Genomic DNA, 13289 nt, shown 5'->3' on the forward strand with positions numbered 1-13289 from the left:
AATTACCCTTGTCTTTGTTTAAATCTAGGATTCTTTTTATTAATTACGTAAAGTCGGCCTTTTCTACGCACAATCTTGCACTCGGCACTTCTTTTTTTTATTGATGCTCTAACTTTCATCTCTTTGATTTTTATTTCCAAAACAAACTATGTCTTGGAAGGGATCCGTAACAAGATTTTTTGGGCTGCAAAAGTACACAAAAAATCTTAATTTACAATATTCTTAAATTATTAGTATCTATATGTTATACGAGCCTTTGTTAAATCATAAGGACTCATTTCTAGTTTTACTTTATCTCCTGGTAATAATTTTATATAATGCATACGCATTTTACCTGAGATATGAGCAGTTACAACATGCCCATTTTCTAGTTCTACACGAAACATTGCATTCGATAATGCTTCTATAATACTCCCGTCTTGTTCTATTGCTGGTTGTTTTGCCATTATGCTACTGCTTTACGATTTTTACCAGTTTTCATCAATCCATCATAATGTCTATTTAACAAATATGAATTAACCTGTTGCATTGTATCAATCGCCACTCCAACCATAATCAATAATGAAGTTCCTCCAAAAAATAGTGCCCAACCTTGTTGTACGTTCAATAACTTAACCGCTATTGCAGGAAATATTGCAATTACTGCTAAGAATATTGAGCCTGGTAAAGTGATTTGAGACATTATTTTATCTAGATATTCAGAAGTTTCACTTCCTGGTCGAATTCCTGGAATAAAACCTCCACTACGCTTTAGGTCATCTGCCATCTTATTAGTTGGCACTGTAATAGCAGTATAAAAATATGTAAACACTATAATTAATAATGCAAACAGTAAGTTATACCACAAACCAAAAATATCACTAAATGCGGCTTTTATACCTTGAGAAAACTCAGAGTCTGAAAGACTTGCTACAGCAGAAGGAACAAACATAATTGCCTGAGCAAAAATGATTGGCATTACTCCTGATGCATTGAGTTTTAAAGGTATGTACTGACGAGATCCAAAAACATTCTTTTCATATCCTCCTCCAGCTGTTCTTCTAGCGTATTGTACTGGTATTTGCCTTACTGCCATTACTAATAATATTGATGCTAGTATAACTACAAACCAGATAACTAATTCTATTAATACCATAATCATACCTCCACTATCACCAGAAACTCGTGATGAAAAATTCTGAACAAACGAAAGTGGAAGTGTTGCAATAATACCTACCATAATTAATAATGAGATACCATTACCTATACCTTTATCTGTAATTTTCTCACCTAACCACATTGCAAAGACACAACCTGTCGATATAATAATTACTGAAGACACAACAAAAACAGTTTGACTTATTTCTCCACTAAATGCAGATGGAGGAAGTGTTGCAAATAGATTATAGATATATCCTGGTCCTTGAACTAGGGTAATAGCGATAGTTAACCAACGTGTAATTTGGTTAATTTTTTTCCTACCACTTTCTCCCTCTTTTTGCAATTTTTGTAAATAAGGAATAGCAATTCCCATTAACTGAACTACAATTGATGCAGATATATATGGCATAATACCTAATGCAAACACTGAAGCATTAGCAAATGCTCCTCCTGTAAATGCATTAAGTAATCCTAACAAACCATCTTGGGTTTGTGTCCCTAGATTTGCTAATTCTGAAGCATCTATACCCGGAAGTACAACTTGCGCTCCAAATCGATATACTAAAAGTAACCCTAGTGTAACTAAGATTCTATTTTTTAGTTCTTCGATTTTCCAAACGTTTTTTATTGTGTCAATAAATTTCATGAGTTGTCGATTATAGGGTTACTGCTTCACCACCTGCCGCTTCTATAGCAGCTTTTGCAGTGGCTGTAAATTTGTGAGCTGTGACTTTCAATTTTGCTTTTAATTCACCTCTTCCTAGTATCTTAATCAAATCATTTTTTCCAGCAAGACGTATTGCCAAAATTACATCAAGATCAACTGTATCATTAATTTTTCCATCATCTACTAACTTTTGTAGTGTATCTAAATTAATTCCTTGATACTCTTTTCTGTTGATGTTCTTGAAACCAAATTTTGGTACACGTCTTTGAAGTGGCATTTGCCCTCCTTCAAAACCGATCTTTTTAGAATACCCAGAACGTGATTTTGCTCCTTTGTGTCCACGAGTAGCAGTTCCACCTTTTCCAGAACCTTGTCCACGACCTACTCGTTTACCATCATTTTTTACCGAACCTGCAGCAGGTTTTAAATTACTTAAATCCATTTGCTTTTATTATTTTGTTTCTACCGAAACTAAATGTTTAACTTTATTTACCATCCCAAGGATATTAGGAGTATCATCATGCTCCACAACCTGGCCGATTTTTTTAAGACCTAGAGCCTCTAAGGTTCTCTTTTGTCTTTGAGTGCGATTAATTGCACTTTTTACTTTAGTAATCTTAATCTTTGCCATCGTTCCTGATTTATCCTTTAAACACTTTCTCTAATGAAACTCCCCTTTGAGTTGCTACTTGTTGCGCACTACGCATTTGCAATAAGGCATCAAAAGTTGCTTTCACTACATTATGTGGGTTAGACGATCCTTGGTTTTTAGAAAGTACATCATGCACTCCTACAGCTTCTAATACTGCACGTATTGCTCCACCTGCAATTACTCCGGTACCGGTAGCAGCTGGTAAAAGTAATACTCTAGCTCCTCCGTATTTACCTTTTTGTTCATGAGGTAATGTCCCTTTTTGTAATGGAATGCGAACCAAATTCTTTTTTGCATCTTCTACTGCCTTAGAGATAGCTTCTGCTACCTCTTTAGACTTACCTAAACCATGCCCTACAACACCATTTTCATCACCTACTACTACGATTGCTGAGAAACCGAATGCTCGTCCACCTTTAGTTACTTTAGTAACACGTTGTACACCAACTAAACGATCTTTAAGCTCAAGGCCGCTTGGTTTTACTAATTCTGCGTTTTTATATTTTTGATACATAATTTCTTAGAATTTAAGTCCTGCTTCTCTAGCACCGTCTGCTAATGATTTTACTCTACCGTGATACAAGTACCCCCCTCTATCAAAGGACACTACTTCTACACCAGCGTTTTTAGCTTTCTCAGCAAGTGCTTTACCTACTAAGTTTGCTTTTTCTGTTTTATTTCCTTCTGCCGAAGCAATATCTTTATCTCTTGAAGAAGCAGCACTGATAGTTTTACCAGTTACATCATCTATAACTTGCGCATAGATTTCTTTATTACTTCTATAAACAGATAATCTAGGACGTTGTTCTGTTCCGCTTACATTACCACGGATACGTTTTCTTATCTTTAATCTTCTTAAATCTTTTGAGAATGCCATAACGTTAGTTGTTATGCAGATTTACCTGCTTTTCTTCTTAATTGTTCTCCTACGAATTTGATTCCTTTCCCTTTGTAAGGCTCTGGCTTACGGAAGCTTCTAATTTTAGCTGCTACCTGTCCCACCAATTGCTTATCATGAGAAGTTAATTTTACGATAGGGTTCTTACCTTTTTCTGAAATAGTTTCGATCTTAACTTCTGGTGCTAAGTCCAAAACAATATTATGAGAGAATCCCAAAGCCAAATCTAATTTCTGACCTTGATTAGAAGCTCTATATCCAACTCCTACTAATTCTAACTCTTTTGTAAATCCTTCAGAAACGCCTTTTACCATATTACTAATCAAAGATCGATATAATCCATGCTTTGCTTTATGGTCTTTGACATCACTAGGTCTTTCTAGAACTACTTGGCCATCTTCTACTTTCACATCGATACTATCGATTTCTTGAGAAAGTTCTCCTAATTTTCCTTTAACAGTAACAACATTACCTGTCACTTCAACAGTGACACCAGACGGAATAGTTACTGGATTTTTTCCTATTCTTGACATTTCTTTTGTCTTTTATACTGTTAATATACGTAACAAAGTACTTCTCCTCCTACGTTCTCTTGCTTAGCTCGTTTTCCGGTCATTACACCGTGAGAAGTAGAAACTATTGCAACACCTAATCCGTTAAGGATTCTAGGGATTTCACTAGACCCTGCATACTTACGTAAACCTGGCTTACTTATCCTTTGTAATTCTTTAATAACTGGTTCTTTAGTTATTTTATCGTACTTAAGTGCTATTTTGATAGTACCTTGTGTTGTATTATCTTCAAACTTATAACTTAAAATATATCCTTGATCGAATAATATTTTAGTGATTTCTTTTTTAACCTTTGATGCAGGAATCTCAACTACTCTATGCTGAGCACTATTTGCATTACGAATTCTAGTTAAATAATCTGCTATAGGATCTGTATTCATTATATCTGATTTACGGTATTGGTTTTCAACTTTTTTAGCTGAACCTTATACCAATTAATTCACTTTATTATTACCAACTAGCTTTTGTTACTCCTGGAATTAAGCCTTTGTTAGCCATCTCTCTGAATGTTACACGAGAAATTCCAAATTGACGCATATATCCTTTTGGTCTTCCTGTTAACTTACAACGATTATGCTTACGAATTGGTGAGGCATTTTTTGGTAATTTCTGTAATGCTTCATAATCTCCAGCTTCTTTTAAAGCTTTACGTTTTTCAGCATATTTATCTACCATTTTTGCTCTCTTCACCTCACGGGCTTTCATTGATTCTTTAGCCATAATTAATTCTTTTTAAAGGGTAATCCTAGTTCAGTTAACAATGATTTTGCTTCTTTATCAGTTTTAGCTGAAGTTTCGAAGGTAATATTCATTCCAGCAATCTTATTTACCTTATCGATATCAATTTCTGGAAAAATAATTTGTTCAGTAATTCCTAATGAGTAATTACCTCTACCATCAAAACCTGTAGCTTTTATTCCTCCAAAATCTCTTACCCTTGGTAATGCGGAAGTAATCAAACGATCTAAAAACTCATACATTCTCTCTCCTCTTAACGTAACTTTTGCTCCAATTGGCATTCCTTTACGTAATTTGAAAGTAGCAACATCTTTTTTAGACATTGTTGCTATAGCTTTTTGACCTGTGATGTTTGTTAATTCGTCTACTGCGTAATCTATCAATTTCTTATCAGCTACTGCTGCTCCAACTCCTCTACTTAAAACTATTTTTTTAAGCTTTGGCACTTGCATTACATTATCATAGCTGAATTCTTCTGTAAGAGTAGACACGACTCTGTCTTTATACTCTTGTTTTAATCTTGGGATATAAGCCATAATTATATTACTTCATTAGATTTTTTAGAAAATCTCACTTTCTTATCTCCTTCTATTCTATGTCCAACTCTTGTTGTCTCTCCTTTTGAGGTTAACAATGATAAATTAGAGATATGAATAGGTGCTTCTTGTTTTACAATTCCTCCTTGTGGATTTGTAGCACTAGGCTTTTGGTGCTTTGAAACTAAGTTCACACCTTCTACAATCGCCTTGTTTTTATCTTTCAATACTTTTTGAACTTTACCCTCTTGACCTTTATTGTCTCCAGCGATAATTCGCACTGTATCTCCTGATTTTATTTTTAGCTTTGTCATCTTTACAAATGTTTTAAAGCACTTCTGGCGCTAGTGAAACAATCTTCATGAATTGCTTATCACGAAGTTCTCTTGCAACAGGACCAAAAACACGTGTTCCTCTCATTTCTCCTGCAGGGTTCAATAGAACACATGCATTGTCATCGAAACGAATATAAGAACCATCTGGTCTGCGCACTTCTTTCTTAGTACGAACTACAACTGCGGTTGAAACTGCTCCTTTTTTAATGTTTCCATTTGGAGTTGCTTCTTTTACACTGACAACTATTTTGTCACCTACAGAGGCGTATCTTCTTTTTGTACCACCTAAAACACGGATTACTAAGACTTCTTTTCCTCCTGTGTTATCAGCTACTTTTAATCTAGACTCTTGCTGTACCATAATTACTTCGCTCTTTCAATTACTTCTACTAATCTCCAGCATTTGGTTTTACTCATAGGTCTTGTTTCCATGATCTTTACAGTATCACCAATATTGCAATCGTTTTTCTCGTCGTGTGCAACATATCTTTTTGTTTTTAACACGAACTTTCCGTACATCGGGTGTTTTACTTTTTTAACTTCAGAAACTACAATTGATTTCTGCATCTTGTTACTAGTAACAATCCCTATACGCTCTTTTCTTAAATTTCTTTTTTCCATCTTTCAGCAGAATTAACCGTTTAATTCTCTTTTTGTTAGCTCTGTAGCTATTCTTGCAATAGATCTTCTTACTTTACGTAATTGTAAAGGATTTTCCAATGGAGACATAGCGTGAGCCATTCTTAAATCTGAATACGCTTTTTGAGTTTTACCAAGTTCCTCTTGTAATTCAGCTGTAGATAATTCTTTTACTTCTGATTGTTTCATAGTCTCTCAAATATTAAGCTTGATAATCTCTAGCTACGATAAACTTAGTTTTTACAGGAAGTTTCTGAGCTGCTAAGCGTAATGCTTCTTTTGCCACTTCAAATGGCACACCACTGATCTCAAATAATATTCTTCCTGGTTTTACTACTGCTGCCCAGTATTCTACAGCTCCTTTTCCTTTACCCATACGTACTTCGAGAGGTTTTTTAGTAATAGGTTTATCTGGGAAAATTTTAATCCACAGAGAACCTTCTCTTTTCATATGACGAGTAGCTGAAATACGAGCTGCTTCTATTTGTCTAGCAGTAACAAAACTTGAATCTAATGATTTTATTCCGAAAGTCCCGTTAGAAAGTGTATGTCCTCTTTGAGAAAGACCTTTCATACGTCCTTTTTGTTGCTTACGGAATTTTGTTCTTTTAGGCTGTAACATTGTTAATTTACTTTAAAAAATTACTTTCTACGACGTGACTTGTTATTACCACCACTTCGTCCACCTCGGCTGTCACCTTTTCCTTGTTTTTTGGATAAACCAACCAAAGGAGAAAGCTCTCTTTTACCATACACTTCGCCTTTCATGATCCATACTTTGATACCCAATCTACCATATGTAGTATGCGCTTCTACCAAAGCATAATCTATATCAGCTCTAAATGTTGATAATGGAATACGACCTTCTTTATAGGACTCTGCACGTGCCATTTCTGCACCATTTAAACGTCCTGAAATCTGGATTTTAATCCCTTCCGCATTCATTCTCATCGCAGCTGCGATAGCCATCTTTATAGCACGACGGTATGAGATACGGCTTTCGATTTGTCTTGCGACACTAGATCCAACCAAAAATGCATCAAGCTCTGGTCTTTTGATTTCAAAAATATTGATCTGTACTTCCTTTTCAGTAATTTTCTTAAGCTCTTCTTTTAACTTGTCTACCTCTTGACCACCTTTACCGATAATGATACCAGGTCTGGCAGTAGTGATAGTAACGGTTACAAGTTTAAGCGTACGCTCAATAATTACTCTAGATACACTAGCTTTTGATAAACGTGCGTGTACATATTTTCTAATCTTATCGTCTTCGGCAAGTTTATCACCGTAGTCATTACCTCCATACCAGTTGGACTCCCATCCTCTTATAATACCTAGGCGATTTCCGATTGGATTTGTCTTCTGTCCCATAGTTTATATTAGCTTTGTGTATTATTGTTTGCTGCAACCACAATTGTTACGTGATTAGAGCGTTTTCTTATTCTATGTGCGCGACCTTGTGGAGCTGGACGTAGTCTTTTTAACATACTTCCTCCATCTACACGGATCTCTTTTACAAAAAGATCTGCATCTTCTATGCTAGCGTCTTCATTCTTCGCCTGCCAGTTTGCTATTGCAGAGAGCAATAACTTCTCTAAACGACGTGATGCTTCTTTAGGGTTAAATCTAAGAATATGAAGCGCTTTTTCAACTTTTTCACCACGAACTAAATCCGCTACTAAACGCATCTTACGAGGTGACGTAGGGCAGTTATTAAGTTTAGCAAAAGCAATTTGCTTTTTCTCTTCCTTAATTCTTTCTGCCATTTCTCTTTTACGAACTCCCATGACTTAAATTATTTTTTACCTTTATTTTTAGCACCAGCGTGTCCTCTAAAAGAACGTGTTGGCGAAAATTCTCCTAATTTATGACCTACCATGTTTTCAGTAATATATACTGGTACAAATTGTCGACCATTATGAACTGCAATTGTTTGCCCTACAAAGTCAGGAGTAATCATAGATGCTCTAGACCAAGTCTTTATAACAGACTTTTTATTAGCTTCTACATTTGCAGCGACTTTCTTCTCTAATTTATAGTGAACGTAAGGTCCTTTTTTTAATGAACGTGCCATATCTTATTATTTCTTTCTACGTTCTACAATATATTTATTACTCGCTTTTGTTTTAGAACGGGTTCTGTATCCTTTTGCAGGAAGACCTTTTCTAGAACGTGGGTGACCTCCAGAAGAACGTCCTTCTCCACCTCCCATTGGGTGATCAACAGGGTTCATTGCTACTGGTCTTGTACGAGGACGACGACCTAGCCATCTAGTTCTACCTGCTTTACCTCCAACGATCAATTGATGATCACTATTAGATACAGCTCCTATAGTAGCTAAACAATTAACTAATATCAATCTAACTTCTCCGGATGGTAATTTTACTGTTGCAAACTTACCATCTCTTGCCATAAGCTGAGCAAATGATCCAGCACTACGAGCCATAACAGCTCCTTGACCTGGACGTAACTCTATACAAGAAATGATTGTTCCTAGTGGAATGCTACTAAGTGGCATTGCATTACCAATCTCTGGTGCTACAGTATCACCAGAAACAACATTCTGACCAACTTGCAAACCATTTTGAGCGATAACATAACGCTTCTCACCATCTTGGTAATTCAAAAGCGCTATAAATGCAGTTCTGTTTGGATCATATTCTATCGTGGCAACGGTAGCAGGAATTCCTTGCTTATCACGTTTAAAATCGATAATACGATACCTTCTTTTATGACCACCACCTTTATATCGGATGGTCATTTTTCCTTGACTGTTTCTACCTCCAGATCTTTTTTTCGGAGCCAATAGGCTTTTTTCCGGCTTATCAGTAGTAATGGCGTCAAATCCATTTACTACTCTAAAACGCTGACCTGGGGTAATTGGTTTTAATTTTCTTACTGACATCTTCTAGTCTTAAAGATTACTATATAAATCAATTACTTCACCTTCCGCCACCTGTACAATTGCTTTCTTAAAAGCACTTGTTTTACCAGTGACCATACCTGTTTTTGTATAACGGGTACTACGGTCTGGACGGACATTCATTGTTCGAACTTTAGTAACAGATACTCCATAAGCAGCTTCAACTGCTTTTTTGATCTCTACCTTATTCGCTTTTTTATCTACTACAAAACCATAGCGATTATAAACTTCACTATCTGCAGTAGCCTTTTCCGTAATAATAGGTTTTATTAAGATACTCATGGCTTCTATTTACTTAAATTCGTTTCAATTCCTTTCAAAGAACTCTCTAAAATCACAACATTACCTGCATTAAGTATTTTATAAGTACTTAATTCTGAAGAAGTTATAACTTCTGAGCTTTTTAAATTGCGTGACGACAAATATACATTTTTATTTGACTCAGCCAACACAAATAAAGATTTTTTGTTTTCAAGTCCTAAAGACTTTAAAACAGCAGTAAAATTCTTAGTCTTTATTGTATCAAAAGTAAAGTCTTCAACTACCGTGATAGCCTTATCACTTGCCTTAATACTTAAAGCAGACTTACGTGCTAATCTTTTTAAATTTTTATTCAATTTAAAAGAGTAGTTACGTGGTCTAGGACCAAAAACTCTACCTCCACCTTTAAATATTGGAGATTTTATACTACCTGCTCTGGCAGTACCTGTTCCTTTTTGTTTCTTTATTTTTCTAGTACTACCTGTAATTTCAGCTCGTTCCTTAGCTTTATGAGTACCTTGACGTTGATTAGCCAAGTATTGCTTCACATCTAAGTATACAGCATGCTCATTTGGTTCTATACCAAAAACAGTATCAGAAAGGTCTGCCTCTCTACCTGTTTCTTTTCCATTTATATCAATTACTGCTACTTTCATTACTTCTGAATAGTTACATAAGCGTTTTTATGTCCAGGAACACATCCTTTTACAACAAGTATGTTCTTTTCTGGAACTATTTTTAACACTTTTAAGTTTTGAATTTTTACTTGATCTCCACCCATTCTTCCTGCCATTTTCATTCCTTTGAAAACTCTTGCAGGATAAGATGCAGCACCTATAGAACCAGGAGCTCTTAGACGGTTATGCTGACCGTGAGTTGCTTGACCAACACCACCGAAATTATGTCGCTTAACAACTCCTTGAAAACCTTTTCCTTTAGAAGTTGCTGAAACATCAACGAATTCTCCCTCAGCAAAATGATCCACTGTTACTGTATCTCCTAACTTGTACTCCTCCTCAAAACTTTTGAATTCGACAACTTTACGCTTAGCAACAGTTCCTGCTTTTTTAAAGTGACCTAAAGCCGCTTTAGTAGCATTCTTGTCCGCTTTGTCATCGAAACCTAATTGAATAGCTTTATAGCCATCAACATCTTCAGTTCTGACTTGGGTCACGATGCATGGTCCAGCTTCGATAACTGTACATGGAATATTCTTTCCATTTTCATCGAAGATGCTGGTCATACCGATCTTTTTTCCTATTAACCCAGACATATTTAATTATTTATTAATGATTTACTTATTTATACATTGAAGTCTTCTTCAGTGTATTCTAATATTTTATAAAAAAACAGGGTCAAAAAACAACTCAGACCCTGAATATTTTTTTTACCGTTTTTCCTTCGCACACAGCTTAGGACATTTTTGCTTCGACTTCGCTCAGCAATCTTTATAAAGCTATTTCAAATTGAGATCACACTTTAATCTCAACTTCAACTCCACTTGGTAACTCTAGCTTCATCAACGCATCAATCGTTTTTGAAGAAGAACTATATATATCCAATAGTCTTTTGTAAGAACTTAATTGAAATTGCTCTCTAGATTTTTTATTTACGTGCGGAGAACGAAGAACTGTAAATATCTTCTTATGTGTTGGCAAAGGAATTGGACCTGTTACTACAGCTCCTGTACTCTTTACCGTCTTTACGATTTTTTCAGCAGATTTATCTACTAAATTATGATCGTAAGATTTTAGTTTTATTCTAATTTTTTGACTCATTTCTGTAATAATTAAGCGTTAACACCCTTTGCTGCTGCAATTACTTCTTCTGAAATATTAGAAGGAGTTTCAGCATAGTGAGAAAATTCCATTGTAGACGTTGCTCTACCTGAAGACAATGTTCTTAATGTTGTTACATATCCAAACATTTCAGAAAGTGGAACAGTCGCTTTTACAGTTTTTGCACCTGCACGATCTCCCATATCACTTACCTGCCCTCTACGACGGTTAAGATCACCTACGATATCTCCCATATTTTCTTCTGGAGTAATAACTTCCAATTTCATAATTGGCTCCATTATCACAGCTTTAGCAGCTTTGGCAGAGTTCTTAAACCCTAATTTAGCAGCTAGCTCGAAAGATAGTTGATCCGAATCCACATCGTGATAAGAACCATCTTTTAATGTTACTTTAACAGCATCAACTTCATATCCTGCTAATGGCCCATTAACCATAGCCATTTTAAATCCTTTTTCTATCGAAGGAATAAATTCTTTAGGAACGTTACCCCCTTTAATTGTAGACTCAAACTGAAGTCCTACCTGACCTTCTTCAGCTGGCTCAATAGTAAATACAATATCTGCAAATTTACCACGACCTCCAGATTGTTTCTTATAAACCTCTCTGTGATCTGCAGCTTGAGTAATAGCTTCCTTATACTCTACTTGTGGTTGCCCTTGATTTACTTCAACTTTAAACTCACGTTTTAAACGATCTACAATTATATCTAAATGAAGCTCTCCCATTCCAGAAATAATAGTCTGTCCTGAAGCCTCGTCTGTTCTTACCGTAAAAGTTGGATCTTCTTCAGCTAATTTAGATAAAGACATTCCTAATTTATCTACATCAGCCTTAGTTTTAGGCTCAACCGCAATACCAATTACTGGGTCTGGAAAATCCATAGATTCTAAAACAATAGGATTTTTTTCATCAGACATAGTATCACCGGTCTTGATATCTTTAAACCCTACAGCAGCTCCAATATCTCCTGCTTCGATATAATCGATAGCATTTTGCTTATTAGAATGCATTTGATATATACGAGAAATACGTTCTTTTTTACCTGAACGATTATTTAAGATGTATGATCCAGCATCTAATCGACCAGAGTAGGCTCTAAAAAATGCTAAACGCCCTACAAAAGGATCTGTAGCAATCTTAAATGCTAAAGCAGAAAACGGTTCTTTTACGTCTGGTTTACGTAATTCTTCTTGATCTGTATTTGGATTTACTCCTACAATACCTTCTTTGTCTGTTGGAGAAGGCAAATAACGACATACAGCATCTAAAAGGAACTGAACTCCTTTATTCTTAAATGCTGATCCGCAAATCATAGGAATAATAGACATATCCATCACAGCGGCTCTAAGCGCAGCATGCACTTCTTCTTCTGTAATTGAATCTTCGTCTTCCATGAATTTTTCTAAAAGATCTTCATCATAAGCAGCAACTTCTTCAATAAGTTTACCTCTTAACTCAGCAGCTTCTGCTTTTAATTCTTCAGGAATATCGACAACATCAAATGTAGATCCTTGTGTTTCATCATGCCATATAATTGCACGATTTTTCACCAAATCAACAATACCTTTAAAATCTGCTTCATCACCAATATTCATTACAATTGGCACAGCATTAGATCCTAACATATCTTTAACTTGTTGACATACTGCCATAAAGTTAGATCCTTGACGGTCCATTTTATTTACAAAACCTATACGTGGTACTTTATAGTTATCTGCAAGCCTCCAGTTAGTTTCTGATTGTGGCTCTACACCATCAACAGCACTAAATAAGAATACTAATCCATCAAGAACACGAAGAGATCGGTTAACTTCAACTGTAAAATCAACGTGACCTGGTGTATCAATAATATTAAAGTGATATCCTTTAGTATCATCTATAACCTGTCCGTTTTCAGTTGGAAACTTCCACTCACAAGTTGTAGCAGCAGAAGTAATTGTAATACCTCTTTCCTGCTCTTGTTCCATCCAATCCATTGTAGCGGCACCATCATGCACCTCTCCAATCTTATGACTTACTCCCGTATAATAAAGAATACGCTCAGTAGTTGTAGTTTTTCCTGCGTCAATATGCGCAGCAATTCCTATATTTCTTGTATATTTTAAATCTCTAGCCATTTCTATTGATGA

25 protein-coding genes are annotated in these 13289 nt (G+C 35.6%); all 25 read right to left on the bottom strand.

The annotated features are described in order from the left end of the window. Positions 1–2: 2 nt before the first annotated feature. Positions 3–119: a type B 50S ribosomal protein L36 gene (gene ykgO / locus N456_RS21585; protein WP_013621733.1), complete on the bottom strand. Its 117-nt coding sequence runs from the start codon at positions 117–119 to the stop codon at positions 3–5. A 111-nt stretch (positions 120–230) separates the two neighbouring features. After that, positions 231–446, bottom strand: a complete 216-nt coding sequence (gene infA, locus N456_RS21590) for a translation initiation factor IF-1 (RefSeq protein ID WP_008613577.1) — start codon at positions 444–446, stop codon at positions 231–233. After that, positions 446–1786, bottom strand: a complete 1341-nt coding sequence (gene secY / locus N456_RS21595) for a preprotein translocase subunit SecY (RefSeq protein ID WP_062062021.1) — start codon at positions 1784–1786, stop codon at positions 446–448. Before secY ends, infA begins: the two co-directional genes overlap by 1 nt. 10 nt (positions 1787–1796) lie before the next feature. Next, entirely contained in the window at positions 1797–2249 is a 453-nt protein-coding gene (gene rplO / locus N456_RS21600) for a 50S ribosomal protein L15 (RefSeq protein WP_062062024.1), read from the bottom strand. Between the two features lie 9 nt (positions 2250–2258). Next, the gene (gene rpmD / locus N456_RS21605; RefSeq protein ID WP_027392536.1) at positions 2259–2438 is read right to left on the bottom strand and encodes a 50S ribosomal protein L30; all 180 of its coding nucleotides are present in this window, start codon (positions 2436–2438) and stop codon (positions 2259–2261) included. Positions 2439–2448: 10 nt separating this feature from the next. Further along, the gene (rpsE, locus tag N456_RS21610; protein ID WP_062062027.1) at positions 2449–2973 is read right to left on the bottom strand and encodes a 30S ribosomal protein S5; all 525 of its coding nucleotides are present in this window, start codon (positions 2971–2973) and stop codon (positions 2449–2451) included. Positions 2974–2979: 6 nt separating this feature from the next. Next, positions 2980–3336 carry a 50S ribosomal protein L18 gene (rplR, locus tag N456_RS21615; RefSeq protein WP_062062030.1) on the bottom strand — a complete coding sequence of 119 codons (357 nt, stop codon included), beginning with the start codon at positions 3334–3336 and terminating at the stop codon, positions 2980–2982. An 11-nt stretch (positions 3337–3347) separates the two neighbouring features. Beyond that, positions 3348–3890 (bottom strand): 50S ribosomal protein L6, encoded by a 543-nt coding sequence (gene rplF / locus N456_RS21620; protein ID WP_062062032.1) that lies wholly within the window; start codon positions 3888–3890, stop codon positions 3348–3350. A 20-nt stretch (positions 3891–3910) separates the two neighbouring features. Beyond that, positions 3911–4309 (bottom strand): 30S ribosomal protein S8, encoded by a 399-nt coding sequence (rpsH, locus tag N456_RS21625; RefSeq protein WP_062062035.1) that lies wholly within the window; start codon positions 4307–4309, stop codon positions 3911–3913. A gap of 70 nt (positions 4310–4379) precedes the next feature. Then, positions 4380–4649 (bottom strand): 30S ribosomal protein S14, encoded by a 270-nt coding sequence (rpsN, locus tag N456_RS21630; protein WP_062062039.1) that lies wholly within the window; start codon positions 4647–4649, stop codon positions 4380–4382. Positions 4650–4651: 2 nt separating this feature from the next. After that, positions 4652–5203, bottom strand: coding sequence for a 50S ribosomal protein L5 (gene rplE / locus N456_RS21635; RefSeq protein ID WP_062062042.1), 552 nt, complete (start codon positions 5201–5203; stop codon positions 4652–4654). Positions 5204–5205: 2 nt separating this feature from the next. After that, a complete protein-coding gene (gene rplX, locus N456_RS21640) occupies positions 5206–5517 on the bottom strand; it encodes a 50S ribosomal protein L24 (protein WP_062062045.1) in 312 nt (103 codons plus the stop codon). A gap of 13 nt (positions 5518–5530) precedes the next feature. Then, positions 5531–5899, bottom strand: a complete 369-nt coding sequence (gene rplN / locus N456_RS21645) for a 50S ribosomal protein L14 (protein WP_027392543.1) — start codon at positions 5897–5899, stop codon at positions 5531–5533. Between the two features lie 2 nt (positions 5900–5901). Next, entirely contained in the window at positions 5902–6159 is a 258-nt protein-coding gene (gene rpsQ / locus N456_RS21650; protein ID WP_062062048.1) for a 30S ribosomal protein S17, read from the bottom strand. 12 nt (positions 6160–6171) lie between these two features. Further along, entirely contained in the window at positions 6172–6366 is a 195-nt protein-coding gene (gene rpmC, locus N456_RS21655) for a 50S ribosomal protein L29 (RefSeq protein WP_062062051.1), read from the bottom strand. A 13-nt stretch (positions 6367–6379) separates the two neighbouring features. Next, positions 6380–6799, bottom strand: a complete 420-nt coding sequence (gene rplP / locus N456_RS21660; RefSeq protein ID WP_062062054.1) for a 50S ribosomal protein L16 — start codon at positions 6797–6799, stop codon at positions 6380–6382. Between the two features lie 20 nt (positions 6800–6819). After that, entirely contained in the window at positions 6820–7548 is a 729-nt protein-coding gene (gene rpsC, locus N456_RS21665) for a 30S ribosomal protein S3 (RefSeq protein WP_062062057.1), read from the bottom strand. A gap of 8 nt (positions 7549–7556) precedes the next feature. Further along, complete coding sequence (gene rplV / locus N456_RS21670; RefSeq protein ID WP_062062060.1) at positions 7557–7964, bottom strand: 50S ribosomal protein L22; 408 nt, start codon at positions 7962–7964, stop codon at positions 7557–7559. An 8-nt stretch (positions 7965–7972) separates the two neighbouring features. Then, a complete protein-coding gene (rpsS, locus tag N456_RS21675) occupies positions 7973–8251 on the bottom strand; it encodes a 30S ribosomal protein S19 (RefSeq protein ID WP_024770876.1) in 279 nt (92 codons plus the stop codon). 6 nt (positions 8252–8257) lie between these two features. After that, complete coding sequence (rplB, locus tag N456_RS21680; protein ID WP_062062063.1) at positions 8258–9082, bottom strand: 50S ribosomal protein L2; 825 nt, start codon at positions 9080–9082, stop codon at positions 8258–8260. A gap of 9 nt (positions 9083–9091) precedes the next feature. Beyond that, entirely contained in the window at positions 9092–9382 is a 291-nt protein-coding gene (gene rplW / locus N456_RS21685) for a 50S ribosomal protein L23 (protein ID WP_062062066.1), read from the bottom strand. Positions 9383–9387: 5 nt separating this feature from the next. Then, the gene (rplD, locus tag N456_RS21690) at positions 9388–10017 is read right to left on the bottom strand and encodes a 50S ribosomal protein L4 (protein ID WP_062062068.1); all 630 of its coding nucleotides are present in this window, start codon (positions 10015–10017) and stop codon (positions 9388–9390) included. Continuing rightward, positions 10017–10634 carry a 50S ribosomal protein L3 gene (gene rplC / locus N456_RS21695; RefSeq protein WP_062062071.1) on the bottom strand — a complete coding sequence of 206 codons (618 nt, stop codon included), beginning with the start codon at positions 10632–10634 and terminating at the stop codon, positions 10017–10019. The genes rplD and rplC overlap by 1 nt, the downstream gene beginning before the upstream one ends. 199 nt (positions 10635–10833) lie before the next feature. Further along, the gene (rpsJ, locus tag N456_RS21700) at positions 10834–11139 is read right to left on the bottom strand and encodes a 30S ribosomal protein S10 (RefSeq protein WP_010181931.1); all 306 of its coding nucleotides are present in this window, start codon (positions 11137–11139) and stop codon (positions 10834–10836) included. An 11-nt stretch (positions 11140–11150) separates the two neighbouring features. Beyond that, positions 11151–13277 carry an elongation factor G gene (gene fusA, locus N456_RS21705; protein ID WP_062062074.1) on the bottom strand — a complete coding sequence of 709 codons (2127 nt, stop codon included), beginning with the start codon at positions 13275–13277 and terminating at the stop codon, positions 11151–11153. Positions 13278–13289 lie beyond the last annotated feature (12 nt).

Source organism: Aquimarina longa SW024, assembly GCF_001401755.1.
In the GTDB taxonomy this organism is placed as follows: Bacteria; Bacteroidota; Bacteroidia; order Flavobacteriales; family Flavobacteriaceae; genus Aquimarina; species Aquimarina longa.

Bases quoted from the DNA above. Each gene is read 5' to 3' on its own strand.
- ykgO (WP_013621733.1), bottom strand. From the start codon at position 119: ATGAAAGTTAGAGCATCAATAAAAAAAAGAAGTGCCGAGTGCAAGATT.
- infA (WP_008613577.1), bottom strand. From the start codon at position 446: ATGGCAAAACAACCAGCAATAGAACAAGACGGGAGTATTATAGAAGCA.
- secY (WP_062062021.1), bottom strand. From the start codon at position 1,786: ATGAAATTTATTGACACAATAAAAAACGTTTGGAAAATCGAAGAACTA.
- rplO (WP_062062024.1), bottom strand. From the start codon at position 2,249: ATGGATTTAAGTAATTTAAAACCTGCTGCAGGTTCGGTAAAAAATGAT.
- rpmD (WP_027392536.1), bottom strand. From the start codon at position 2,438: ATGGCAAAGATTAAGATTACTAAAGTAAAAAGTGCAATTAATCGCACT.
- rpsE (WP_062062027.1), bottom strand. From the start codon at position 2,973: ATGTATCAAAAATATAAAAACGCAGAATTAGTAAAACCAAGCGGCCTT.
- rplR (WP_062062030.1), bottom strand. From the start codon at position 3,336: ATGGCATTCTCAAAAGATTTAAGAAGATTAAAGATAAGAAAACGTATC.
- rplF (WP_062062032.1), bottom strand. From the start codon at position 3,890: ATGTCAAGAATAGGAAAAAATCCAGTAACTATTCCGTCTGGTGTCACT.
- rpsH (WP_062062035.1), bottom strand. From the start codon at position 4,309: ATGAATACAGATCCTATAGCAGATTATTTAACTAGAATTCGTAATGCA.
- rpsN (WP_062062039.1), bottom strand. From the start codon at position 4,649: ATGGCTAAAGAATCAATGAAAGCCCGTGAGGTGAAGAGAGCAAAAATG.
- rplE (WP_062062042.1), bottom strand. From the start codon at position 5,203: ATGGCTTATATCCCAAGATTAAAACAAGAGTATAAAGACAGAGTCGTG.
- rplX (WP_062062045.1), bottom strand. From the start codon at position 5,517: ATGACAAAGCTAAAAATAAAATCAGGAGATACAGTGCGAATTATCGCT.
- rplN (WP_027392543.1), bottom strand. From the start codon at position 5,899: ATGGTACAGCAAGAGTCTAGATTAAAAGTAGCTGATAACACAGGAGGA.
- rpsQ (WP_062062048.1), bottom strand. From the start codon at position 6,159: ATGGAAAAAAGAAATTTAAGAAAAGAGCGTATAGGGATTGTTACTAGT.
- rpmC (WP_062062051.1), bottom strand. From the start codon at position 6,366: ATGAAACAATCAGAAGTAAAAGAATTATCTACAGCTGAATTACAAGAG.
- rplP (WP_062062054.1), bottom strand. From the start codon at position 6,799: ATGTTACAGCCTAAAAGAACAAAATTCCGTAAGCAACAAAAAGGACGT.
- rpsC (WP_062062057.1), bottom strand. From the start codon at position 7,548: ATGGGACAGAAGACAAATCCAATCGGAAATCGCCTAGGTATTATAAGA.
- rplV (WP_062062060.1), bottom strand. From the start codon at position 7,964: ATGGGAGTTCGTAAAAGAGAAATGGCAGAAAGAATTAAGGAAGAGAAA.
- rpsS (WP_024770876.1), bottom strand. From the start codon at position 8,251: ATGGCACGTTCATTAAAAAAAGGACCTTACGTTCACTATAAATTAGAG.
- rplB (WP_062062063.1), bottom strand. From the start codon at position 9,082: ATGTCAGTAAGAAAATTAAAACCAATTACCCCAGGTCAGCGTTTTAGA.
- rplW (WP_062062066.1), bottom strand. From the start codon at position 9,382: ATGAGTATCTTAATAAAACCTATTATTACGGAAAAGGCTACTGCAGAT.
- rplD (WP_062062068.1), bottom strand. From the start codon at position 10,017: ATGAAAGTAGCAGTAATTGATATAAATGGAAAAGAAACAGGTAGAGAG.
- rplC (WP_062062071.1), bottom strand. From the start codon at position 10,634: ATGTCTGGGTTAATAGGAAAAAAGATCGGTATGACCAGCATCTTCGAT.
- rpsJ (WP_010181931.1), bottom strand. From the start codon at position 11,139: ATGAGTCAAAAAATTAGAATAAAACTAAAATCTTACGATCATAATTTA.
- fusA (WP_062062074.1), bottom strand. From the start codon at position 13,277: ATGGCTAGAGATTTAAAATATACAAGAAATATAGGAATTGCTGCGCAT.